This is a genomic window from Marichromatium sp. PS1, assembly GCF_041155115.1.
Lineage (GTDB): Bacteria > Pseudomonadota > Gammaproteobacteria > Chromatiales > Chromatiaceae > Marichromatium > Marichromatium gracile.
Map to the genome: position 1 here is coordinate 40085 of NZ_BAAFHB010000002.1, position 22985 is coordinate 63069.

The 22985-nt window shown below is 67.1% G+C and carries 19 protein-coding genes; 16 read left to right on the forward strand and 3 right to left on the reverse strand.

Annotated elements, in window-relative coordinates; all coding sequences use genetic code 11:
- Positions 1–12 precede the first annotated feature (12 nt).
- From ACAM26_RS01450 to pyrC, 12 genes are all read left to right on the forward strand, one after another.
- Positions 13–1818 carry a sodium:solute symporter family protein gene (locus ACAM26_RS01450; RefSeq protein WP_123143060.1) on the forward strand — a complete coding sequence of 602 codons (1806 nt, stop codon included), beginning with the start codon at positions 13–15 and terminating at the stop codon, positions 1816–1818.
- Positions 1819–1995: 177 nt separating this feature from the next.
- A complete protein-coding gene (locus ACAM26_RS01455) occupies positions 1996–3855 on the forward strand; it encodes a DUF294 nucleotidyltransferase-like domain-containing protein (protein WP_123141163.1) in 1860 nt (619 codons plus the stop codon).
- Between the two features lie 9 nt (positions 3856–3864).
- Positions 3865–4542: a 3'-5' exonuclease gene (locus ACAM26_RS01460; RefSeq protein ID WP_123141164.1), complete on the forward strand. Its 678-nt coding sequence runs from the start codon at positions 3865–3867 to the stop codon at positions 4540–4542.
- A gap of 250 nt (positions 4543–4792) precedes the next feature.
- Positions 4793–6739, forward strand: coding sequence for an acetate--CoA ligase (gene acs, locus ACAM26_RS01465; RefSeq protein ID WP_234524344.1), 1947 nt, complete (start codon positions 4793–4795; stop codon positions 6737–6739).
- Positions 6740–7212: 473 nt separating this feature from the next.
- On the forward strand, positions 7213–8067 hold the full coding sequence (locus tag ACAM26_RS01470; RefSeq protein ID WP_123141166.1) for an NYN domain-containing protein: 855 nt from the start codon (positions 7213–7215) through the stop codon (positions 8065–8067).
- A gap of 94 nt (positions 8068–8161) precedes the next feature.
- Positions 8162–9877, forward strand: a complete 1716-nt coding sequence (gene pilB, locus ACAM26_RS01475; protein ID WP_123143059.1) for a type IV-A pilus assembly ATPase PilB — start codon at positions 8162–8164, stop codon at positions 9875–9877.
- Positions 9878–9883: 6 nt separating this feature from the next.
- A complete protein-coding gene (locus tag ACAM26_RS01480) occupies positions 9884–11146 on the forward strand; it encodes a type II secretion system F family protein (RefSeq protein WP_123141168.1) in 1263 nt (420 codons plus the stop codon).
- 57 nt (positions 11147–11203) lie between these two features.
- The gene (locus tag ACAM26_RS01485; protein WP_369612996.1) at positions 11204–12073 is read left to right on the forward strand and encodes an A24 family peptidase; all 870 of its coding nucleotides are present in this window, start codon (positions 11204–11206) and stop codon (positions 12071–12073) included.
- A complete protein-coding gene (coaE, locus tag ACAM26_RS01490; RefSeq protein WP_123141170.1) occupies positions 12070–12696 on the forward strand; it encodes a dephospho-CoA kinase in 627 nt (208 codons plus the stop codon). The genes ACAM26_RS01485 and coaE overlap by 4 nt, the downstream gene beginning before the upstream one ends.
- Positions 12697–12770: 74 nt before the next feature.
- A complete protein-coding gene (locus tag ACAM26_RS01495) occupies positions 12771–13025 on the forward strand; it encodes a hypothetical protein (protein ID WP_123141171.1) in 255 nt (84 codons plus the stop codon).
- A 172-nt stretch (positions 13026–13197) separates the two neighbouring features.
- The gene (locus ACAM26_RS01500; RefSeq protein ID WP_369612997.1) at positions 13198–14802 is read left to right on the forward strand and encodes a phosphoenolpyruvate carboxykinase; all 1605 of its coding nucleotides are present in this window, start codon (positions 13198–13200) and stop codon (positions 14800–14802) included.
- A 5-nt stretch (positions 14803–14807) separates the two neighbouring features.
- Positions 14808–15848, forward strand: a complete 1041-nt coding sequence (gene pyrC, locus ACAM26_RS01505; RefSeq protein ID WP_123141173.1) for a dihydroorotase — start codon at positions 14808–14810, stop codon at positions 15846–15848.
- Positions 15849–15905: 57 nt separating this feature from the next.
- On the opposite strand, the gene ACAM26_RS01510 is transcribed toward pyrC, so the two are convergent.
- Positions 15906–16664, reverse strand: coding sequence for a VacJ family lipoprotein (locus tag ACAM26_RS01510; protein WP_123141184.1), 759 nt, complete (start codon positions 16662–16664; stop codon positions 15906–15908).
- A 121-nt stretch (positions 16665–16785) separates the two neighbouring features.
- Here ACAM26_RS01510 and rnt point away from each other — a divergent pair, with 121 nt between their 5' ends.
- Complete coding sequence (rnt, locus tag ACAM26_RS01515) at positions 16786–17451, forward strand: ribonuclease T (RefSeq protein ID WP_123141174.1); 666 nt, start codon at positions 16786–16788, stop codon at positions 17449–17451.
- A gap of 14 nt (positions 17452–17465) precedes the next feature.
- Here the strand turns inward: rnt and grxD are convergent, their stop codons facing one another.
- Both grxD and ACAM26_RS01525 read right to left on the reverse strand, forming a co-directional pair.
- On the reverse strand, positions 17466–17801 hold the full coding sequence (gene grxD, locus ACAM26_RS01520) for a Grx4 family monothiol glutaredoxin (RefSeq protein WP_005224048.1): 336 nt from the start codon (positions 17799–17801) through the stop codon (positions 17466–17468).
- A 66-nt stretch (positions 17802–17867) separates the two neighbouring features.
- Positions 17868–19658 (reverse strand): N-acetylglutaminylglutamine amidotransferase, encoded by a 1791-nt coding sequence (locus tag ACAM26_RS01525; RefSeq protein ID WP_132228517.1) that lies wholly within the window; start codon positions 19656–19658, stop codon positions 17868–17870.
- A gap of 277 nt (positions 19659–19935) precedes the next feature.
- Between ACAM26_RS01525 and ACAM26_RS01530 the strand changes: the two genes are divergently transcribed.
- The 3 genes from ACAM26_RS01530 (at position 19936) to argF (ending at position 22890) form a co-directional block, all read left to right on the forward strand.
- The gene (locus tag ACAM26_RS01530) at positions 19936–20517 is read left to right on the forward strand and encodes a superoxide dismutase (protein ID WP_123141176.1); all 582 of its coding nucleotides are present in this window, start codon (positions 19936–19938) and stop codon (positions 20515–20517) included.
- Between the two features lie 237 nt (positions 20518–20754).
- Positions 20755–21933, forward strand: coding sequence for an aspartate aminotransferase family protein (locus ACAM26_RS01535; protein WP_369612998.1), 1179 nt, complete (start codon positions 20755–20757; stop codon positions 21931–21933).
- 27 nt (positions 21934–21960) lie between these two features.
- Positions 21961–22890: an ornithine carbamoyltransferase gene (gene argF, locus ACAM26_RS01540; protein ID WP_369612999.1), complete on the forward strand. Its 930-nt coding sequence runs from the start codon at positions 21961–21963 to the stop codon at positions 22888–22890.
- The last annotated feature ends 95 nt before the right edge of the window (positions 22891–22985 follow it).

Below are 22985 nucleotides of genomic sequence, written 5' to 3' on the forward strand. Positions count from 1 at the left end.
GGAGCACAGATCATGACGCCTCTTGATATGTGGACCTACGGCGTTGTCGGCGCGACCTTTGCGTTGTACATCGGCATCGCCATCTGGGCCCGCGCCGGTAGCACCGGCGAGTTCTACGTCGCCGGCGGCGGCGTTCACCCGGTTGCCAACGGCATGGCCACCGGCGCCGACTGGATGTCGGCGGCATCCTTCATCTCCATGGCCGGGCTGATCGCCTTCAACGGCTATGGCGCATCCGTCTTCCTGATGGGCTGGACCGGCGGCTATGTGCTGCTGGCGCTGCTGCTCGCGCCCTATCTGCGCAAGTTCGGCAAGTTCACCGTACCCGAGTTCATCGGTGATCGTTACTACTCGCAGTCGGCGCGCATCGTCGCGGTCATCTGTCTGATCCTCGCCTCGATCACCTATGTCATCGGCCAGATGAAGGGGATCGGCGTGGCCTTCTCGCGTTTCCTCGAGGTGCCCTACGACACCGGTCTCTATATCGGTATGGGCATCGTCGCCATCTACGCCGTGCTCGGCGGCATGAAGGGTATTACCTATACCCAGATCGCCCAGTATGTGGTAATGATCTTCGCCTACACCGTGCCGGCGGTGTTCATCTCGCTCAATCTCACCGGCAACCCGCTGCCCCAGCTGGGGCTCGGCAGCGAATACATTCAGAACGGTGTCGCCACCGGCATGTCGCTGCTCGACAAGCTCGATCAGGTGGTCACCGACCTCGGGTTCAAGGAGTACACCACCCAGACCATGGGCAACTCCCTGAACATGTTCGCCTACACCCTGTCGCTGATGATCGGCACCGCCGGTCTGCCGCACGTCATCATCCGCTTCTTCACCGTGCCCAAGGTGCGTGACGCGCGCTATTCGGCCGGCTGGGCGCTGGTCTTCATCGCCCTGCTCTACACCACCGCCCCGGCCGTCGGCGCCATGGCGCGACTCAACCTGATGGACACCATCCAGATCGGTCCGATCGGCAGCGTCGAGGGCAACCTGCTCTATGACGAGCGTCCCGAGTGGTTCAAGAAGTGGGAGGAGACCGGCCTGCTGCAGTTCGAGGACAAGAACGGCGACGGTCGCATCCAGTACTACAACGACGCCGACCCCGAGTTCGCCGCCGAGGCCGAGTCCTACGGCTGGGCCGGCAACGAGATGGTCAAGGTCGACCGCGACATCATGGTGCTCGCCAACCCCGAGATCGCCGGCCTGCCGGCCTGGGTGATCGCACTGGTGGTCGCCGGTGGTCTGGCCGCGGCGCTCTCAACCGCAGCGGGACTGCTGCTGGCGATCTCCTCGGCGATCTCCCACGACCTGCTCAAGGGCGTGATGATGCCGAAGATCTCGGAGAAGAACGAGCTGATGGCCGGACGCGTGTCGATGCTGGTGGCGATCATGGTCGCCGGCTATCTCGGCCTCAATCCGCCGGGCTTCGCCGCCGGTACCGTGGCCATCGCCTTCGGGCTCGCCGCCTCCTCCCTGTTCCCGGCGCTGATGATGGGGATCTTCGCCACCCGGATGAACAAGGCCGGGGCGGTCGCAGGCATGATCGCCGGTATCACCGTGACCCTGCTCTACGTGTTCCAGCACAAGGGCATCTTCTTCGTCCCCGGGACCTCCTTCCTGATGCCCGAGATGGGCATGGGTCAGGACTGGTTCTTCGGGATCTCGCCCAACGCCTTCGGCGCGGTCGGCGCGGTGGTCAACTTCACCGTGGCCATCATCGTCGCCAAGCTCACGGCACCGCCGCCGGAGCACATCCAGCACCTCGTCGAGGACGTGCGCATCCCGCGTGGCGCCGGCGAGGCCGGCGGCCATTGATGGACGCCGCGCTCAATCCCTGAGCGTTGACTCAAGCCCCGCTTCGGCGGGGCTTTTTCGCCCTGTCGCGGCATCCTGCGACAGGGCGGCCCAGCACGGACACCGACAACGCCGGGCCGGCGCACGCCGCCAACCACCCGGCCGAGCCACTCAGATCACGGGCACGGGACATCGACCATGGACATCGAACTGATCGAGATCCAGGAATTCCTCGCCGGCCGGCCGCCCTTCGACCAGCTGCCCGAGGAGGCGCTGGTACAGCTTCCGCGCCGCCTCCAGGTACGCTATTTCCGTCGTGACAGCGCCTTTCCGCCGGAAGACGAGGACAGCCCCCGGCTCTATATCCTGCGACGCGGCGCGATCGAGCTGCGCAACGACGATGACGAACTGATCGGCAAGCTCGCCGAGGGCGATCTGTACGACCTGCGCTGTCGCGACGACGGCGATCACTACCGCGCCACCGCCGTCGAGGACACCCTGGTCTACGCCCTGCCCTGCGGTGAACTACAGGCGTTGCGCGAGCGCCATGCCGGCTTCGCCGAACACTTCGAGCAGTCGATCTCCAACCGCCTGCGCAAGGCCCTCGACGTAGTGTGCGACACCCCGCCGGCGGGCACCGGACTGATGACGGTACGGGTGCGCAGCATGATCAACCGCGCACCGATCAGCACCGGCCCGGAGACCAGCATCCGCGAGGCGGCGGGGATCATGTCCGAGCACCGCGTCTCCTCGCTGCTGATCATGGAGGGCGAGCACCTGGCGGGGATGATCACCGATCGCGACCTGCGCAGTCGCTGTCTCGCCGCCGGGCTGTCGAGCGAGCGACCGGTGCGCGAGATCATGACCGAGCGACTGCACAGCATCGAACCCGACACCCTGGGCTTCGAGGCACTGCTGACCATGACCCGGCTCAACGTCCATCACCTCCCGGTGATCGAGCGCGGGCGGGTGATGGGACTGGTCTCGAGCACCGACCTGACCCGCTTCCAGAGCGCCAACGCCGTCTATCTGGTCGGCGACATCCATCGCGCCGAGTCCCTCGAGACCCTGGTGGAGATCGGCTCGCGCATCCCCGAGTTGCAGGTCCACCTGGTCACCGCCGGGGCCACCGCCAACCAGACCGGGCAGGCGATCAGCACCATCACCGACGCCATCACCCGGCGCCTCCTAAAGCTGGCCGAGGCCGAACTCGGCGCGCCGCCGGTCCCCTACTGCTGGATGGTCGGCGGCTCCCAGGCCAGGCGCGAGCAGTCCTCGCACTCCGATCAGGACAATGCCCTGCTGCTCGCCGACGAGGCCGGCCCCGAGCACGACGCCTACTTCGCCGCACTCGCCCGCTTCGTCAACGACGGTCTGCACGCCTGCGGCTTCATCTACTGCCCGGGCGACGTGATGGCCTCCAACCCCAAGTGGCGCCAACCACTGCGGGTCTGGCACGACTATTTCGCCACCTGGATCGTCAAACCCGAGCCGCTGGCGCTGATGCTCGCCAGCGTGTTCTTCGACCTGCGCCCGCTGCACGACCCGGCGGGCCTGTTCGAGCCGCTGCAGCAGCGCATGCTCGAGCGCACCCGCGCCAACCGCATCTTCATCGCCTACATGGCCGCCAACGCACTCAAGTACCGCCCGCCGCTCGGTTTCTTCCGTAACATCGTGCTGATCCACGGCGGCGACCACGACCATACCTTCGACATCAAGCATCGCGGCACCGTGCCGATCATCGATCTGGCGCGGGTCTATGCGCTCTCGGCCGGACTCGCCGAGACCAACACCCGCGAGCGACTACGCGCGGCGGCCGAGTGCGGCGCGCTGAGCCGCGACGGCGCGGCCAATCTGGTCGATGCCTCGGAGTTCATCGCCACCCTGCGCATGCGCCACCAGGCCCATCAACTGCGCAACGGCACCAAGGCCGACAACTTCCTCTCGCCCGACGAGCTCTCGCCGCTCGAACGCGGTCATCTCAAGGACGCCTTCCTGCTGATCAACACCATGCAGGAGTCACTCGGACAACGCCATCAGGCGGGCCGCTTCACCTGAGGACGCCGGATGCCAGGACTGATCGAATGGCGCCGGCGCTGGCGACTGCGCCGCGCGCCCCAGGGGCCGCTGCGCGAGCACCTCGCCCAGCCGACGCCACGCCCACGCACCGACTGGCGCGAGGTCGAGTATCTCGCGGTGGACCTCGAGACCACCGGACTCGATCCGCGCAACGACCAGATCCTCAGCGTCGGCCATGTGGTGGTACGCGGCGCGGCCATCGACCTCGCCACCGCGCGCCGTCATCTGGTGCGCGTCGGCGGCGCGATCCCCGAGGCCAGCGCGGTGATCCATCAGATCACCGACGATCAGGCGGCCTGCGGCGGCGAGCTCGAGCCGGTCCTCGCCGAGCTGCTCGCGGCGCTCGCCGGACGGGTGCTGATCGCGCACCACGCCAGCATCGAGCTCGGCTTCCTGTCGAGCGCCTGCAGACGACTGTGGCGCCAGGGGCTGCTGACCCCGGTGGTCGATACTCAGGTGCTGGCGCATCGCACCTTCGAGCGTCGCCAGATCCCCTTTCGCGGCTCGGACCTGCGTCTCTACGCGCTCTGCGACCGCTACAACCTGCCCCGTCACGGCGCCCACGACGCGCTCGGCGACGCCCTCGCCGCCGCCGAGCTGTTCCTCGCCCAGGCGGCCTACCGCGACGACGGCAAGGGGGTGGCGCTCGGCACCTTTCTGTGCTGAGTCCGGGACGAGACAGTGGCGAGGCAGAGAACACGAAAGGAACATGACATCGCGCAAGGGTCCACGATCGTCATCCGCGCTGGAGCACATGACAGACGCGCCCCAGCGAATGGCTAGATGCCTCAGGTGTGACCGTTTACCATGTGCCCACAACAAGACGCCGGCCTCACGGTATCGACGCTGCTTCAAGCAGTTCGCCGGCACCGAATCACCCTACAAGAAGAGACCACGATAAGAGGAGACGACATCCATGTCGGAGCAAAAGGTCTATCCAGTGCCGGCGGAGACTGCCGCCAACGCCCACATCGACGCTGCCACCTACGAGGCGATGTATCGACGTTCCGTCGATGACCCCGAGGGTTTCTGGGGCGAGCACGCCGAGCAGTTCGTCACCTGGTTCAAGAAGTGGGACAGCGTCCTCGACTACAGCTACCAGGCCGACGACCTGCACGTCGAATGGTTCAAGGGCGGCAAGCTCAACGTCACCTACAACTGCCTCGACCGCCATCTCGAGACCCGTGGCGATCAGGTCGCCATCATCTGGGAGGGCGACGACCCCAACGAGGATCGCAGCATCACCTATCGTGAGCTGCACGAAGAGGTCTCGCGGCTCGGCAACGCGCTCAAGGCGCGCGGCGTCGAGAAGGGCGATCGGGTGTGCATCTATCTGCCGATGATCCCCGAGGCGGCGGTGGCGATGCTCGCCTGCGCGCGCATCGGCGCCGTGCACTCGATCGTCTTCGGCGGCTTCTCGCCCGACTCGCTGCGCGACCGCGTGCTCGACTCCGAGTGCAAGGTGGTGATCACCTCCGACGAGAGCGTGCGCGGCGGCCGCCACATCCCGCTCAAGCGCAATGCCGACACCGCGCTGCAGGAGTGCCCCAACGTCGACACCGTGGTGGTGGTGCGACGCACCGGCGGCGAGGTCGAATGGGTCGAGGGTCGCGACATCTGGTACCACGAGGCCATCGCCGCGGCCGCGCCGACCTGCGAGCCGACCGAGATGGACGCCGAGGACCCGCTGTTCATCCTCTATACCTCAGGGTCGACCGGCAAGCCCAAGGGCGTGCTGCACACCACCGGCGGCTACCTGGTCTATGCCGCGATGACCCACAAGTACACCTTCGACTATCAGGAGGGCGAGGTCTACTGGTGCACCGCCGACGTCGGCTGGGTCACCGGTCACACCTACATCGTCTATGGTCCGCTGGCCAACGGCGCCACCTCGCTGATGTTCGAGGGCATCCCCAACTACCCCGACATGTCGCGCTTCTGGCAGGTCGTCGACAAGCACCAGGTCAACAGCTTCTATACCGCGCCCACGGCGATCCGCTCGCTGATGCGCGCCGGCGAGGAGCCGGTCAAGCAGACCTCGCGCAAGTCGCTGCGCATCCTCGGCTCGGTCGGCGAGCCGATCAACCCCGAGGCCTGGGAGTGGTACTACCACATCGTCGGCGAGGAGCGTTGCCCGATCGTCGACACCTGGTGGCAGACCGAGACCGGTGGTCATCTGATCACCCCGCTGCCGGGCGCCACCGCGCTCAAGCCGGGCTCGGCCACCCGTCCCTTCTTCGGCGTGGTGCCGGCGCTGGTCGATCCCGCCGAGGGCACCCCGATCGAGGGCGAGGGCGAGGGCGCGCTGGTCATCACTCGTCCCTGGCCGGGGCAGATGCGTACCGTCTACGGCGATCACCAGCGCTTCATCGACACCTACTTCAAGCAGTACCCGGGGTACTACTTCTCGGGTGACGGCGCACGCCGCGACGCCGATGGCTACTACTGGATCACCGGACGTATCGACGACGTGCTCAACGTCTCCGGCCACCGTCTCGGCACCGCCGAGATCGAGTCGGCGCTGGTGCTGCACCCGCACGTGGCCGAGGCCGCGGTGGTCGGCTACCCCCACGAGGTCAAGGGTCAGGGCATCTATGCCTATGTCACCCCGATGGCCGGGGTCGAGCCGACCGACGCATTGAAGAAGGAGTTGGTGTCGCTGGTCCGCGGCGAGATCGGCCCGATCGCCATCGTCGACCTCATCCAGTGGGCGCCGAGTCTGCCGAAGACCCGCTCGGGCAAGATCATGCGCCGCATCCTGCGCAAGATCGCCGCCAACGAGATCGACTCGCTGGGCGATACCTCGACGCTCGCCGACCCGACCGTGGTCAACGAGCTCATCGACGGCCGACTCAACCGCTGAGGACCGCCGCCGAGGCGCATGGACGCGCCGCGCCCGGGAGCACCGGGCGCGTTCGGGGCGGCGTCCGGGAACACGATTGCCGGACGCCGTCTTGATTCATTCGAGCAAACACCACACCATCGGTCCGTCTGCCCAGTTGGACGACCGCCCCTCGGGGCACGACCCCAGCCCCTGCGCTGTGACCCGATGCACCCGGGTGCCAGGCACCCTGGAAGCATCCCCGAGCCCGCGGAGGTGACTCGGGGGCGGATGGCGTCTTGCCGTCCCGAACCAGCCGCGCCCTCACCCGGCATCACGGTCACAGGCCTCCAGCGGCCTCTCACCGCAGCGGGTCGTCCACCATACCCTCGCCGCTTTGCAGGGCGACTTCACGGATGCACCCAAGCGCCGTGCCCGGCGTCCACGAAGGGACTCAGCACTCACACCTGAGACCATTCAAACAGTTGGTCGAGACAACGAGCAAACCATCCAACATGAGCCCACAACCCAGGGTCGGTGTCTTCATCGACGCGGAAAACATCCGCTACAACGGCGGCTACCAGATGCGCTACGATGTGCTGAGACGGTTTGCCGCGCGCGAAGGAGGGAGACTGCAGCGCCTCAACACCTATATCGCCTATGATATCGAGCGCGCGGACAAGGATGGTGACGAGGACTACAAGCGCAAGTGTCATGAGTACCATCAGCTGATCCGGGAGTTCGGCTACAAGGTCAACCTCAAGCACGTGCGTCACTATCGCGACGAAGACGGCAACATCACCAACAGCAAGGCCGATGCCGATCTCGACCTGGCTGTCGATGCCATGCTGCAGGCCGAGCGACTCGACCACATCCTGCTGGTCACCGGAGACGGCGACTTCCTCCCGCTGGTGCGGGCACTGCAGAACCAGGGGTGCCGGGTCGAGCTGATCGGCTTCAAGCACATCTCGGAGGAGCTGCAGCAACAGGTCGACGCCTTCTACTCAGGCTTTACCATCCCCGACCTGCTGCCGATCCACTACGAGAAGGACAATCAGTGGGGCGAGGCCGGCTCGTGCGTGCGCGGCGTCTGCGTCAACTGGCTAAAGGACAAGGGCTACGGTTTCATGCGGGTACTCAACCGGATCTCCGCCGATCTGTGGGTCACCGACACCCGCAACCCGCAATCCCCCTATAGCTCGGTGTTCTTCCACAAGAGCGAGGTCGATCACGGGATCGAGGACAGACACCTGATGAGTCGGGATTTCGTGTTCGAGTTCTACCTCCAGCCGAGCGAGCAGAAAGACGGCCTGATCGCAACCAACATCAGGGACGCTTACAAGGTCAACCAGGACCACAAGAACAAGTGATCCCGCGCCCTCCCGCCCGCCACCAGCCTCGTTCGCCGCACCGTCCGAGCACGCGCGGGCGACGGTGCCACCATCCCATCGGAGCCTCGATCCCATGTCGCTAGATGCCGCCAACGTCAAGCTCTCGGGACTGGCCTTGCGTCTGGTCAGGGACGAGCTGCTCAGCGAGCAACAGGCGACCGACGCCCAGGAAGAGGCGATCCGTCAGCGGCGGACCTTCGTCGGCCACCTGGTCGGCCAGGGGCTGCTCTCGAGCCGGGCGATCGCGGTTGCGGCGGCACACGAGTTCGGCGTCCCCCTGCTCGACCTCGGCTCGGTCGAGGTCTCCGAGCTGCCGACCAATCTGGTCGACGAGCGACTGATCCGCAAACACCACGCACTGCCGCTGTTGCGGCGCGGCAACCGGCTGTTCCTCGCCGTCTCCGACCCCACCAACGACCAGGCGCTCGAAGAGATCCGCTTCAACACCGGGCTGGCCACCGACGCGGTGCTGGTCGAGGAGGACAAGCTCCAGGCGGCGATCGACAGCGCGATCGAGGCCCAGGACACGACCATGAGCGAGATCATGGACGCCGACCTGGAAAAGCTCGAGATCGCCCCGGACGAGGACGAGGAGCGCGACGACGGCAGCGAGGCCAATATCGACGAGGCGCCGATCGTGCGCTACGTCAACAAGATCCTGGTCGACGCCATCACCGCCGGGGCCTCGGACATCCATTTCGAGCCCTACGAGAAGTTCTTCCGTGTGCGCTTCCGCCAGGACGGCCTGCTCCAGGAGGTGGCCAACCCGCCGCAGACCATCGCCAACCGCCTGATCGCCCGACTCAAGGTGATGTCGCGGATGAACATCGCCGAGCGGCGCATTCCCCAGGACGGGCGCATCAAGCTCAAGCTCAGTCGCTCGCGCGACATCGACTTTCGCGTCAACACCCTGCCCACCCTCTACGGCGAGAAGGTGGTGCTGCGTATCCTCGACTCCTCCTCGGCACAGGTCGGCATCGATGCGCTCGGCTTCGAACCCGAGCAGCGCGACACCTTCCTCAAGGCGATCAAGAAACCCTACGGCATGATCCTGGTCACCGGCCCGACCGGTTCGGGCAAGACCGTCTCGCTCTACACCGCGCTCAACATCCTCAATGAGCCGGATATCAACATCTCCACCGTCGAGGATCCGGTCGAGATCCAGGTGCCTGGCATCAACCAGGTCAACATGAATCCCAAGACCGGGCTGACCTTCGCCGCGGCGCTGCGGGCCTTCCTGCGCCAGGACCCGGACATCGTCATGGTCGGCGAGATCCGCGACCTCGAGACCGCCGAGATCGCCGTCAAGGCCGCCCAGACCGGCCATCTGGTGCTCTCCACCCTGCACACCAACGACGCCCCCCAGACCCTCACCCGTCTGGCCAACATGGGTGTGGCGCCATTCAACATCGCCTCCTCGGTGCTGTTGATCATGGCCCAGCGACTGGCGCGCCGGCTCTGTCTGCACTGTCGCGAGCCGCACGAGTTGCCGCCCGAGGCGTTGCGCGCCGAGGGCTTCAGCGACGAGGAGGTCGAGGCCGGGCTGACCATCTACAAGCCGGTCGGCTGCGAGCGCTGCACCAAGGGCTACAAGGGGCGCGTTGGCATCTTCCAGGTGATGCCCATCTCCGAGGAGATCAGCCGGCTGATCCTCGAGGGCGGCAACTCGATGCAGCTCGCCGACCAGGCGCGGCGCGAGGGCGTCGCCGATCTGCGCAAATCGGGGCTGCGCAAGGTCAAGAACGGTCTCACCAGCCTCGAAGAACTCAACCGCGTCACCAAAGAGTAAGCACCCATGGCGCTGGCAGCGAAACAGAAACCCAAGCCCCCCCAGAACAAGGCCAAGGACAAGGAGAAGGCCAGCGTCTTCCTCTGGGAGGGGGTCGACCGCAAGGGCGCCCGCATCAAGGGCGAGAGCCGCGCGGCGACGATGAACCTGGTGCGCGCCGAGCTGCGCCGTCAGGGCGTCAACCCGACCAAGGTGCGCAAGAAGCCCCAGCCGCTGCTCGGCGCCCGCAAGAAGAAGATCACCACCGCCGACATCGCCGTGTTCACCCGCCAGCTCGCCACCATGATGGCCGCGGGCGTGCCCCTGGTGCAGGCCTTCGACATCGTCGGTCGCGGTCACGACAACCCCTCGATGCAGGACATGATCCTGGCGATCAAGCAAGACATCGAGAGCGGCACCGCGATGGCCCTGGCGCTCGGCAAGCATCCGCTCTATTTCGACGATCTGGTGTGCAACCTGGTCGCCGCCGGCGAGCAGGCCGGCGTGCTCGACGTGCTGCTCGACAAGATCGCCATCTACAAGGAGAAGACCGAATCGATCAAGGGCAAGATCAAGAAGGCGATGTTCTATCCTGCGGCGGTGATCGCCGTGGCGGTGATCGTCACCGTGGTGATCCTGCTGTTCGTCATCCCTCAGTTCAAGGACCTGTTCTCGAGCTTCGGCGCCGATCTGCCGGCCTTCACCCTGCTGGTGATCAGCCTCTCCGACCTGTTGCAGCAGTGGTGGTGGGCGGTGTTCCTCGGCCTCGGCGGCGCCGGCTACGGCTTCGCCGCGCTCTATAAGCGCAGCCGCGGGCTGCGCGAGGGGATCGACCGACTGGTGCTGCGCATCCCGGTGATCGGCCCGATCCTCAACAAGGCCGCGCTGGCCCGCTTCGCCCGTACCCTCTCGACCATGTTCGCCGCCGGCGTGCCGCTGGTCGACGCACTCGAGTCGGTCTCCGGGGCCACCGGCAACATCGTCTACCAGGACGCGGTGCTGAAGATGCGCGAGGAGGTCGCCACCGGTCAGTCGCTGCAGCTGGCGATGCGTCAGCGCGACCTCTTCCCCCACATGGTGATCCAGATGACCTCGATCGGCGAGGAGTCGGGCGCGCTCGACACCATGCTCGGCAAGGTCGCCGACTTCTACGAGGAGCAGGTCGACAACGCCGTCGACAGCCTCAGCAGCCTGCTCGAACCCATGATCATGGTGATCATCGGCGGCCTGGTCGGCAGCCTGGTGGTGGCCATGTACCTGCCGATCTTCAAGCTCGCCTCCGTCGTCTGATCCCGTGGCGACGCCCCGGCGTCGCCTCTCCCGACCCGCCCCAGCAAGGACTCGACCATGCCCTGGCTAGAGCCATTCCAGCAGTCCCCCATGCTGCTCTATGTCACCGTCACGCTGCTCGGACTGATCCTCGGCAGCTTCCTCAACGTCGTCATCCTGCGTCTGCCACGGATGCTCGAACACGAGTGGCGCGCGCAGTGCGCCGAACTCGCCGGCGAGTCCGACGACGCGACACCGCCGCCCGGACTGGCACGCCCTCCATCGAGCTGTCCGCACTGCGGTCACCGCATCCGCGCCCACGAGAACATCCCGCTGCTGAGCTTCCTGCTGCTGCGCGGACGCTGCAGCGCCTGCAAGACGCCGATCGGTTGGCGCTATCCGGCCGTCGAGCTGCTCACCGCGTTGCTCAGTCTCGTCGCGGCGCTGCACTTCGGCGCCAGCGTGCAGCTACTCGCCGCGCTGGTGCTGACCTGGGGCCTGGTCGCACTGGCGGTGATCGACCTCGACACCCAGTTGCTGCCCGACCGCATCACCCTGCCGCTGCTGTGGCTCGGGCTGATCCTCAGCCTGTTCGGGGTGTTCACCGATGCCCAGGCGGCGATCATCGGCGCGGCGGCCGGCTATCTGCTGCTGTGGAGCCTCTATCACGCCTTTCGGCTACTCACCGGCAAGGAGGGCATGGGCTATGGCGACTTCAAGCTGCTGGCCCTGTTCGGGGCCTGGCTCGGCTGGCAGGCGCTGCCCCTGGTGGTGCTGCTCTCGGCGGTCTCCGGGGCGCTGATCGGCGGTGCACTGATCGCACTGCGACGCCAGGGGCGCGACACCGCCATGCCCTTCGGTCCCTTCCTCGCCGTCGCCGGCTGGGTCGCACTGCTGTGGGGCGAGCAGATCACCGGCGCCTACCTGCGCCTCAGCGGACTGGGATGAGCGCCATGCTGACCATCGCCCTCACCGGCGGCATCGGTAGCGGCAAGAGCACCGTCGCCGCGCAGCTCGAGCGACTCGGCGCCGGCGTGATCGATGCCGACCACATCTCCCACGCCCTCACCCGTGACGACCCCGAGACCCTGGCGGCGATCGCCGCGACCTTCGGTCGCGAGATGATCGCCGCCGACGGCAGCCTGGATCGCGCCGCGATGCGCGCGCTGGTGTTCTCCGACGCCGAGGCCCGCCAGCGGCTCGAGTCCATCCTGCACCCGCGCATCGAGGCGCGGATGTGTGCCGAGCGCGCCGCGCTGCGCACCCCCTATGCGGTGCTGGTGATCCCGTTGCTGTTCGAGACCGGACAGCAGCGTCTCGCCGATCGGGTGCTGGTGGTCGACCTCGCCGAGTCGGCACAGATCGAGCGCGTGCGGGCGCGCAGCGGCCTTGCCGACGACGAGATCGCCCGCATCATCGCCGCGCAGATCCCGCGCGCCCGTCGCCGCGCGCTTGCCGACGACCTGATCGACAACAGCGGCGACCCGCAGGATCTCGCCGAGCAGGTACGGCATCTGCATCAGCGCTATCTGACGCTGACCGCCGGGAAGAGCGACTTGCAAAGCGGTTGAGCGCGACCTAGCTTTGCTCACGCCACGTGCAAGGCAGGGAGTCTCACTCAAACCGACACGCACCGGAGGGAAGCATGCGCATCAACCCGCGTCTCGTGCTGTCCATCGCCACCGCCACACTCGTGCTCGGGGCCGCCCCGACGAGCCATGCCGCCTCGGCCTGCAAGGGTCTCGACAAGGGCGCCTGCGAGCGCAAGGGCGAATGTCACTGGGTCGATCCCTATACCCGCAAGGACGGGGTCAAGGTCTCCGGTCACTGCCGCACCAGCGGCAGCGGCAAAAATCAGGGGACGAGCAGCGGCTCGGGCGCGCGACCGGCCAGTTCGTGACCACGCCCCCGGTGCGATCCTGATCCGTCGCAAAGGAAGCGGGTATCGCACCGCTCGAGCGTCCGCAGCGGGGTCGATTTGGTGTAGGCTCCACGCCTATCGATCCCGTTGCGGCAAGATCCGAGCACTTGTCCAGCCTCCCTTGCCCAGAAAACCCAGATTGGAGCCAGCAATGCGCGTTTCCGGACGTCCGAACAGCGACCACCCGCTCGAACAACACGGCCTCTACAACCTCAACGCCGTCCATTGGAACCTCCCCACTGCGGAGCTCTACGAGCAGGCGCTCGCGCGCTACGAGGGCCAGGTCGCCCACATGGGTCCGCTGGTGGTCCGCACCGGCCATCACACCGGACGCTCGGCCAACGACAAGTTCATCGTCGAGGAGGCGGGCAGCCGCGACGACATCTGGTGGGGCGATGTCAACCGCCCGATCGACATCGAGCACTTCGACCTGGTCCATCATCGTCTCGCCTCCTACCTGCAGATGAAGGACGTCTACGTCCAGGACTGCTTCGTCGGCGCCGACCCCAACTACCGGCTGCCGGCGCGCGTGATCACCGAAAAGGCCTGGCACAGCCTGTTCGCGCGCAACCTCTTCATCCAGCCCAAACCCGAAGAGCTGGAGCACTTCGCGCCCGAGTTCACCGTCATCGCTGCGCCGCACTTCCACTCTATCCCCGGACTCGACAAGACCAACAGCGAGACCTGCATCCTGGTCAACTTCGAGAAGCGCCTGGTGCTGATCGGCGGCACCAGCTATGCCGGCGAGATCAAGAAGTCGCTGTTCACGGTGATGAACCACCTGATGCCGGGGCGCGGCGTGCTGCCGATGCACTGCTCGGCCAACATCGGCGAGGACGGTCGCACCGCGCTCTTCTTCGGTCTCAGCGGCACCGGCAAGACCACCCTCTCGGCCGACGCCTCGCGCACCCTGATCGGTGACGACGAGCACGGCTGGAGCGACGACGGGGTGTTCAACTTCGAGGGCGGCTGCTACGCCAAGATGATCCGGCTCTCGGCCGATGCCGAGCCCGAGATCCACGCCACCACGCGCCGCTTCGGCACCGTCCTCGAGAACGTCACCATGGACATGGAGACGCGCCGGCTCGACCTCGACGACGACTCGCTGACCGAGAACACCCGCGGCGCCTATCACATCAGCGCCATCCCCAATGCCAGCGAAACCGGCATGGGCGGACACCCCGACGCCATCCTGTTTCTCACCTGCGACGCCTTCGGCGTGCTGCCGCCGATCTCGCGGCTGACCCCGGAGCAGGCGATGTATCACTTCATCTCCGGCTACACCGCGCGCGTGGCCGGCACCGAGAAGGGCGTCACCGAGCCCTCGCCGGTGTTCAGCGCCTGCTATGGCGCGCCCTTCATGCCGCGCCACCCGCAACGTTACGCCGAGCTGCTCGGCAAGCGCCTGGCCGAGCACGGCACCCAGGTCTGGCTGATCAACACCGGCTGGAGCGGCGGCCCGTATGGCGTCGGCAAGCGCGTCGCCATCCCCCACACCCGCGCCATGGTGCACGCGGTGCTCGATCGCAAGCTCGAGGGCGTGGCCACCCGTCCCGACCCGATCTTCGGGCTCAACATCCCCGAGAGCTGCCCCGGGGTGCCGACCGAGATCCTCGACCCGCGCGCCACCTGGTCCGATCCGGCCGCCTACGATGCCCAGGCACGCAAGCTCGCCGGGATGTTCCGCGACAACTTCACCAAGTTCACCGACGAGGTCGATGCCGCGATCCTCGCCGCCGGCCCGCAGGCGGGCTGATCGCGATGACCGAGACGATCGAGATCACCCGCCCCGACGACTGGCATCTGCACCTGCGCGACGGCGCGGCGATGGCCGATGTGGTGGGACACAGCGCGCGCCAGTTCGCGCGCGCCATCATCATGCCCAACCTCAAGCCGCCGGTGACCGACACCGCGCTCGCGCTCGCCTATCGTGAGCGCATCCTGGCGGCACTGCCGCAGGGGAGCGGCTTCGAGCCGCTGATGACGCTCTATCTCACCGACCTCACCCGGCCCGAGGAGATCGACAGGGCACGCGCCAGCGGCGCGGTGGCCGCCTGCAAGCTCTACCCGGCCGGCGCCACCACCAACTCCGACAGCGGCGTCACCGACATCGCCCGCATCGCCCCGGTCCTCGAGGCGATGCAGCGCAACGCCATGCCGCTGCTGGTGCACTGCGAGGTCACCGACCCCGAGGTCGACATCTTCGAGCGCGAACAGCGCTTCATCGATGACAAGCTGGTGCCGCTGCTGCGCGACTTCCCCGAGCTGAAGGTGGTCTTCGAGCACGTCACCACCGCCGACGGCGTGGCCCTGGTGCGCGAGGGCCCGGAGACCCTGGGCGCCACCATCACCCCGCACCACCTGCGCTACAACCGCAACGCCCTGCTCGCCGGCGGCATCCGTCCGCACTTCTACTGCCTGCCGGTGCTCAAGCACGAGCGTCACCGCGAGGCGCTGGTCGAGGCCGCCACCAGCGGTCATCCGCGCTTCTTCCTCGGCACCGACAGCGCCCCGCACCCGCGCACGGCCAAGCTCAGCGACTGCGGCTGCGCCGGCGCCTACAGCGCGCACGCGGCGCTGGAGCTGTATGCGGAGGTGTTCGACGAGGCCGGCGCGCTGGATCGGCTGGAGGGCTTCGCCAGTCATCACGGCGCCGACTTCTACGGACTGCCGCGCAACCAGGAACGGGTGCGGCTGACCCGCACGCCCTGGCAGGTGCCGGCGCACTATCCGTTCGGCGAGGACTGTGTGGTGCCGCTACGCGCCGGGGAGACCCTGGGCTGGCGGCTCGAGACGGCCTGATCGGGCCGTCCTGGAAGAGGCTCCGGCGTCCCCGGACGGGGACGCCGGATGGCGGGATCAGATCTCGGCGGGACTGTCGAAGTCGATCTCGTCCCAGACGTCGTCACCGCCTGCACCACTCGGCGGGTTGCCGTCGTGGACCAGGCTCTCGCGACGCTGCAGATAGGTCTCGCGCAGGAAGCTGTAGGGATCGAGCGCGGCCTCCTCGAGGATATCGCTGGCATCGAGCAGGTCGGCACGCTGATCGATCGCGCGCAACGCGATCGCCCCCCAATAGACCTGATTCTTCTCGAGGTTGAAGAAGGGGTCGAGCGCCACGTCACCGGCGAAGCCGAAGGTGTCGCGGATGCTGCTCGGACCGACGATCGGCAACATGAAGTAGGCGCCGGACTCGAGCCCCCAGTAACCGAGCGTCTGACCGAAGTCCTCCTTGTAGCTCGGCAGCCCGACGTTGGTGGCAACGTCGAACACCCCGAGGATACCCACGGTGGAGTTGATGAACACCCGGCCGACATCGCTGCCGGCGCGCGACATCTTGAACTGCAGCACGTTGTTGACCGCCGAGGTCATGTCGGCGACGTTGGCGAAGAAGTTGGTCACGCCGCGATCGACCGGCTCCGGCGTGACCTTGCGATAGGCGCGCGCGGCGGGTTGGATGAAGGCCTTGTCGAAATCGCTGTTGAAGCGATAGACGGCCCGGTTGTAAGGCTCGAGCGGGTCGCGTGGATCGCTCACGCGCGCCGCGCCGGAGGCGCAACCGGCCAGCAGCAGTGCCGCTCCGAAGATTCCCAGCCACTTGAACCCGCGTGTGTCCATCTCGACGTCCTTCACCTGATTCAACGCAACGAGTCGCGATCCTACCACAGCGCAGCCCCCTGACGGGGCCGGCATGGGCAACAGGATTGGCGTTGCCGACCAAACCACTTATGCTGTCGCGATGAACGGTGAAGAACAGATTCCAGACGGCATCGCACAGCGCTTTCGCGGCTTCCTGCCGGTCGTCGTCGACGTCGAGACCGCGGGCTTCGACGCCCAGCGCCACGCCCTGCTCGAGATCGCCGCGGTGGTCATCCGCATGGCGCCCGATGGCCGGCTCGAACCCGCGCCCGCGGTCCATTGCCATGTGCTGCCCTTCGTCGGCGCCGAACTCGACCCCAGGGCGCTCGCCTTCAACGGCATCGACCCGGACCATCCGCTGCGCGAAGCCGTGCCCGAGCACGAGGCGCTCAACCGCATCCTCTCCCCGGTCCGCAAGGCGGTGAAGAACACCGGTTGCACCCGCGCCATCCTGGTCGGGCACAACGCCCACTTCGACCTCGGCTTCATCAAGGCGGCGGTCGATCGTACCGAGTTCAAGCGCAACCCCTTCCATGCCTTCAGCGTCTTCGACACCGTCAGCCTGAGCGGGCTGATGTTCGGCCAGACCGTACTCGCCAACGCCGCACGCGCCGCCGGGCTCGGCTGGAGCAACAGCGACGCGCACTCGGCGCTCTACGACGCCGAGCAGACCGCGCGACTGTTCTGCACCATCATCAACCGCTGGAACGAGTTCGATCCACTGCGCTTCTGGGAGAGCGGCGAGCGACTGCCCGCCCCCGAGTAAGGGCTCGGACAACGCTAGTCGGCGCCGCCCTCGGCGCGCGCCGCCGCCTGCTCCATCATCGGCTTGAGTTCACCCCCGGCATGCAGTTCGAGGGTGATGTCGCAGCCACCGACCAACTCGCCGTCGATATAGAGCTGGGGGAAGGTCGGCCAGTCGGCATAGCGCGGCAGGTGCTCGAAGATCTCCGGGTCCTGCAACACGTTGACATAGGCGAAGGGCACGCCGCATTCCTGGAGTGCCTGCGCCGCACGCATCGAGAACCCGCACTGCGGGAACTGCGGCGTGCCCTTCATGTAGATCACCACCGGGTTGTTCTTGACCTGCTCGCCAATACGCTCCAACACGTCCATCGCTCACCTCGCACCGGATTTGATCCTGTCATCGCTGGCACGAGGATCGGGCCGGCCGGGCCGATTTCAACCGGCGTCGGCGCCATCGACATTGCGCTGCAGCCACAGCTCGAGCGCCGCGAGATGCCACAGCTTGTTGCCCTGGATGCGGGTGTGGTGCATGTCGGGAGCGGCGAGCAGCTGCTCGATGTAGTCGCGCCTGTAGAGCCCGCGCTCGCGACAGGCGCGTGAGTCGAGCAACTCACGCATGAAGGCGAGGAAGGGGCCGCGCACGTACTTGAGCGCCGGCATCGGGAAATAGCCCTTGGGGCGATCGATCACCGCTGCCGGCAGCAGCCCGCGCGCCAGCGCCTTGAGCGGGTACTTGCCACCCTCGCGCAGCTTCAGTTCGGGCGGGCAGCGCGCGGCCAGCTCGACGAGCCGATGATCGAGGAAGGGTACCCGCGCCTCCAGCCCCCAGGCCATGGTCATGTTGTCGACCCGCTTGACCGGGTCATCGACGATCAGGGTGGTCACATCGAGACGCAGCACCGCGTCCATGAAGGTGTCGGCCCCAGGCGCGGTGAGCGCCGGACCGATCAGCTCGGCGGTGTGATCGGCGCCGCCGTGGGCGGCCGCGACCAGCCGCAGATACTCCGCGTGATCGCGGTCGAAATAGTGCTTGGCGAAGCGTTCGAGCCGGCTGCCCGCGCCCTCGGCCTGCATCCGCGGATACCAGAAGTAGCCGCCGAAGACCTCATCGGCGCCCTGCCCCGACTGCACCACCTTGATCTCGCGCGAGACCTGCTCGGCGAGCAGATAGAAGGCCACTGCGTCCTGGCCGAACATCGGCTCGGCCATGGCGTCGATCGCCTCGGGCAGGCGCTCGAGCACCTGGTCGTTGGGCACCTGAAAGCGCTGATGACGGGTGGCGTAATGGGCGGCGACCTGATCGGAGTAGAAGAACTCGCTGCCCGACTCCTCCGGGGTGTCCTCGAAACCGACCGAGAAGGTGCGCAGATCGCTCACCCCGGTCTCGGCGAGCAGCGCCACCAGCAGGCTGGAGTCGAGCCCGCCGGAGAGCAGCACCCCGACCGGCACGTCGGCGACCTCGCTGCGCACCCGCACCGCGCGGCGCAGCTCGGCATGGATCGCCTCCAGCCACTCGCCCTCGTCGCGCGGCTGCGCCGGACGCGTCGCCTCCAGCTGCCAGTAGGCCCCGCCGCTGCGTCGGCCATCGGCCTCGAGACGCAGCCAGTGGCCCGGCTCGATCTTGCGCACCCCGCGCAGGATGGTGCGCGGCGCCGGCACCACCGCGTGCAGGGTGAAGAGATGATGGAGCGCCACCGCATCGACCGCGGTATCGACCCCACCGGCGGCCAACAGCGCCTGGGAGTTGGAGGCGAAACGCACCCGCCCGGTCTGTTCCGACCAATACAGCGGCTTGATGCCGAAGCGGTCGCGCGCGAGGATCAGCGCCCGCTCGCGCGCATCCCACAGACCGAAGGCGAACATGCCGTGGAGGCGCTCGAAGCAGCCCTCGCCCCAGGCGTGCCAGGCCTTGAGGATGACCTCGCCGTCGCCCTCGGAGAAGAAGCGGTAGCCGCGCCCGACAAGCTCGGCGCGCAGTTCGCGATGATTGTAGATGGTGCCGTTGAACACCAGCGCGAGGCCCAGCTCGGCATCGACCATGGGTTGATTGGCGCGCACCGAAAGGTCGATGATGGAGAGACGGCGATGCCCGAGGGCCAGGGCACCGTCGCTGTAGCTGCCCCCATGATCGGGACCACGCCGGGTCAGGCGCGCCATCATCGTCTCGATCGCGCCGAGGTCGGCCGGGGCGCCGTCGAGGCGCAACTCACCGCAGATTCCGCACATCCGTGCTCACTCCATCGTGTTCTTTTCGGTTCACAGTCGGGGCGCCCGGAATGCGGGCGCAGCGCGCCCCCGGGCCATCCACAGCGATGGTCACACAGCGACGCCGACCGTTGCAAAAGCGCCCACCCGACCTCAGTTTGGGCCGCAAGGCGAAGCCAAGTCCGGGTCGGGCCCGCCAGCCGCGACCGAGACACGCAGGATTCGGTCACGGGGTTCATGCCCCGTGACGGCCCACGCATCTATCGACAAGCCGCACCCATACAGGAGGGGAACCCCAATGGCACACGAACTCCCACCCTTGCCCTATGCCAAGGACGCGCTCGAGCCGGTGATCTCGGCCGAGACCATCGACTACCACTACGGCAAGCATCACCAGACCTACGTCACCAAGCTCAACGACCTGATCGCCGGCACCGAATTCGAGTCGGCATCGCTCGAGGAGATCATCAACAGCGCCCAGGGCGGCGTCTTCAACAATGCCGCCCAGGTGTGGAACCACACCTTCTACTGGCACTGTCTCTCGCCCAACGGCGGTGGCGAACCGGCAGGCGCCCTGGCCAGCGCGATCGAGTCGACCTTCGGCTCCTTCGATGCCTTCAAGCAGCAGTTCGAACAGTCGGCCGCGGGCAACTTCGGCTCCGGCTGGACCTGGCTGGTGAAGAACGCCGAGGGTGCGCTGGAGATCGTCAACACCTCCAACGCCGCCAACCCGATGACCGAGGGCAAGACGCCGCTGCTGACCGTCGACGTCTGGGAGCACGCCTACTACATCGACTACCGCAACGCCCGTCCGAAGTATCTGGCGGCCCTGTGGGAAAAGGTCAACTGGGACTTCGTCGCGGCCAACTATTCGGCCTGATCGCCCCGCGCCCGGCGTCGCCGGGCGCGCACCGACCTCAAGCACCCACGTTTTCCAGATAGGATTCATGGGCTTGCAAAGATTTCACATCTCCCACGCGCACCGAGTGGTTTCCTTGTAACCACCACTGCATTCGCGTTATATTCACTCACTTCGCCTTTGTTTGGAGGCGGTTTCCGCACCGAGGAACCGCCTCTTTTCGTTTTTTCACCGGAGACCGAGCGGGGCCCTGCCGCAATGAGCGATTCCTTGATGGCCACCTACAACCGTCTGCCCGTCACCTTCGCCCGCGGCGAAGGTGTCTGGCTGTGGGATACCGAGGGCAGGCGATACCTGGACGCGCTCGCGGGGATCGCCGTCTGCGGGCTCGGCCATGCCCACCCGGCGGTGCGCGACGCGCTCTGCGACCAAGCCGCAACCCTGGTCCACACCTCCAACCTCTATGGTGTCCTCGAGCAGCAGCGCCTCGGCGATCTGCTCATCGAGCAGACCGGGATGGACCGGGTGTTCTTCGGCAACTCCGGTGCCGAGGCCAACGAGGCGGCGATCAAGCTTGCCCGGCTGCACGCCCATCGCAAGGGCATCGACAACCCGGCGATCCTGGTCACCGAGGGCAGCTTCCACGGTCGCACCTTGGCGACCCTCTCGGCGACCGGCAACCGCAAGGTACAGGCCGGCTTCGAGCCACTGGTCCAGGGCTTCCTGCGTGTCCCCTATAACGACATCGGGGCGATCGAGACGGCGGCGGCCAACCGCTCCAATATCGTCGCCATCCTGGTCGAGCCGATCCAGGGCGAGGGCGGCATCAATGTCCCCGCCGCAGACTACAACGCCCGGCTGCGCGCAATCTGCGATCGCGAGGGCTGGCTGCTGATCCACGACGAGATCCAGACCGGCATGGGCCGGACCGGACACCTGCTGGCGCACCAGCACGACGGTGTCCAGCCCGATGTCGTCACCCTCGCCAAGGGGCTGGCCAACGGCGTGCCGATCGGTGCCTGTCTGGCGCGCGGCGAGGCCGCCGACACCTTCGGCCCCGGCAGCCACGGCTCGACCTTCGGCGGCAATCCCCTGGCCGCGCGCGCAGCGCGCGCGGTGCTCGAGACGCTGCGCGACGAGGACCTCTGCAGCCACGCCGGCGAGATCGGTGAGTGGCTGATGGGCGCCCTGCGCGAGGCCTTCGCCGGGACCCCGGGGGTGGTCGAGGTGCGCGGTCGCGGACTGATGATCGGCATCGAACTCGATCGCCCCTGCGGCGCACTGGTCGGCCAGGCGCTCGAGGCCGGGTTGCTGATCAATGTCACCGCCGAACGCGTCATCCGTCTGCTGCCGCCGCTGATCCTGCAGCAGGCCGAGGCCGAACAACTGCTCGAAACGCTGACGGGGCTCGTCCAGCGTTTCCTGGAAACCGATTGAGCGCCACGGCGCTGGAGAGCTGAAACCATGGATGCCGGTCATACCCCGCACTGCAGACACCTTCGCTCGCTGCTGGACCTGAGCAGCGATGAGGCCCGGGCGCTGATCGCCCGTGCCATCGAACTCAAGCGCATGCAGCGGGCCGGAGAGGAGCATCGAACCCTGGCCGGCAAGGCGCTGGGGATGATCTTCGAGAAGTCCTCGACGCGCACCCGAGTCTCGTTCGAGACCGGGATGTTCCAGCTCGGTGGGCATGCCCTCTTCCTCTCCCCACGCGACACCCAGCTCGGGCGCGGCGAGCCGATCGAGGACAGTGCGCGGGTACTCTCGCGCATGGTCGATGCGGTGATGATCCGCACCTTCGATCAGGAGACGGTGGAGCGCTTCGCCGAGTACTCCTCGGTGCCGGTGATCAACGCCCTCACCGACCGCTTCCACCCCTGCCAGCTGCTCGCCGACATCCAGACCTTCGTCGAGCATCGCGGCGACATCCGTGGCAAGCGCGTCGCCTGGATCGGTGACGGCAACAACATGTGCCACTCCTTCATCAACGCCGCACGGCTGTTCGACTTCGAGCTGCGCATCGCCTGCCCCGAGGGCTATGCCCCGGACGGTGCCATCTACGCCGCCGCCAGCGACCGTTGCACCATCGTCCACGACCCGGCCAAGGCCGCCGAGGGTGCCGACCTGATCGCCACCGATGTCTGGGCGAGCATGGGCCAGGAGGACGAGCAGGCGCACCGTCAGGCGTTGTTCGCCCCCTTCCAGGTCGATGACGCGATCATGGCGCGGGCGGCCAAGGACGCGCTCTTCATGCACTGCCTGCCGGCGCACCGTGGCGAGGAGGTCTCGGCCTCGGTGATCGATGGCCCGCAATCGGTGGTCTGGGACGAGGCCGAGAACCGGCTCCACGCCCAGAAGGCACTGCTCGAATTCCTGCTCGGGCCCACGGCCTGAAGCCAACCCGTGCTGTCGGTCGAACACCGCCCCCGTCGGGCGCGATCGCCAGCCATCGAAGATGTCGGGCAGGCGCCCGGCGTACAGCAGATCAA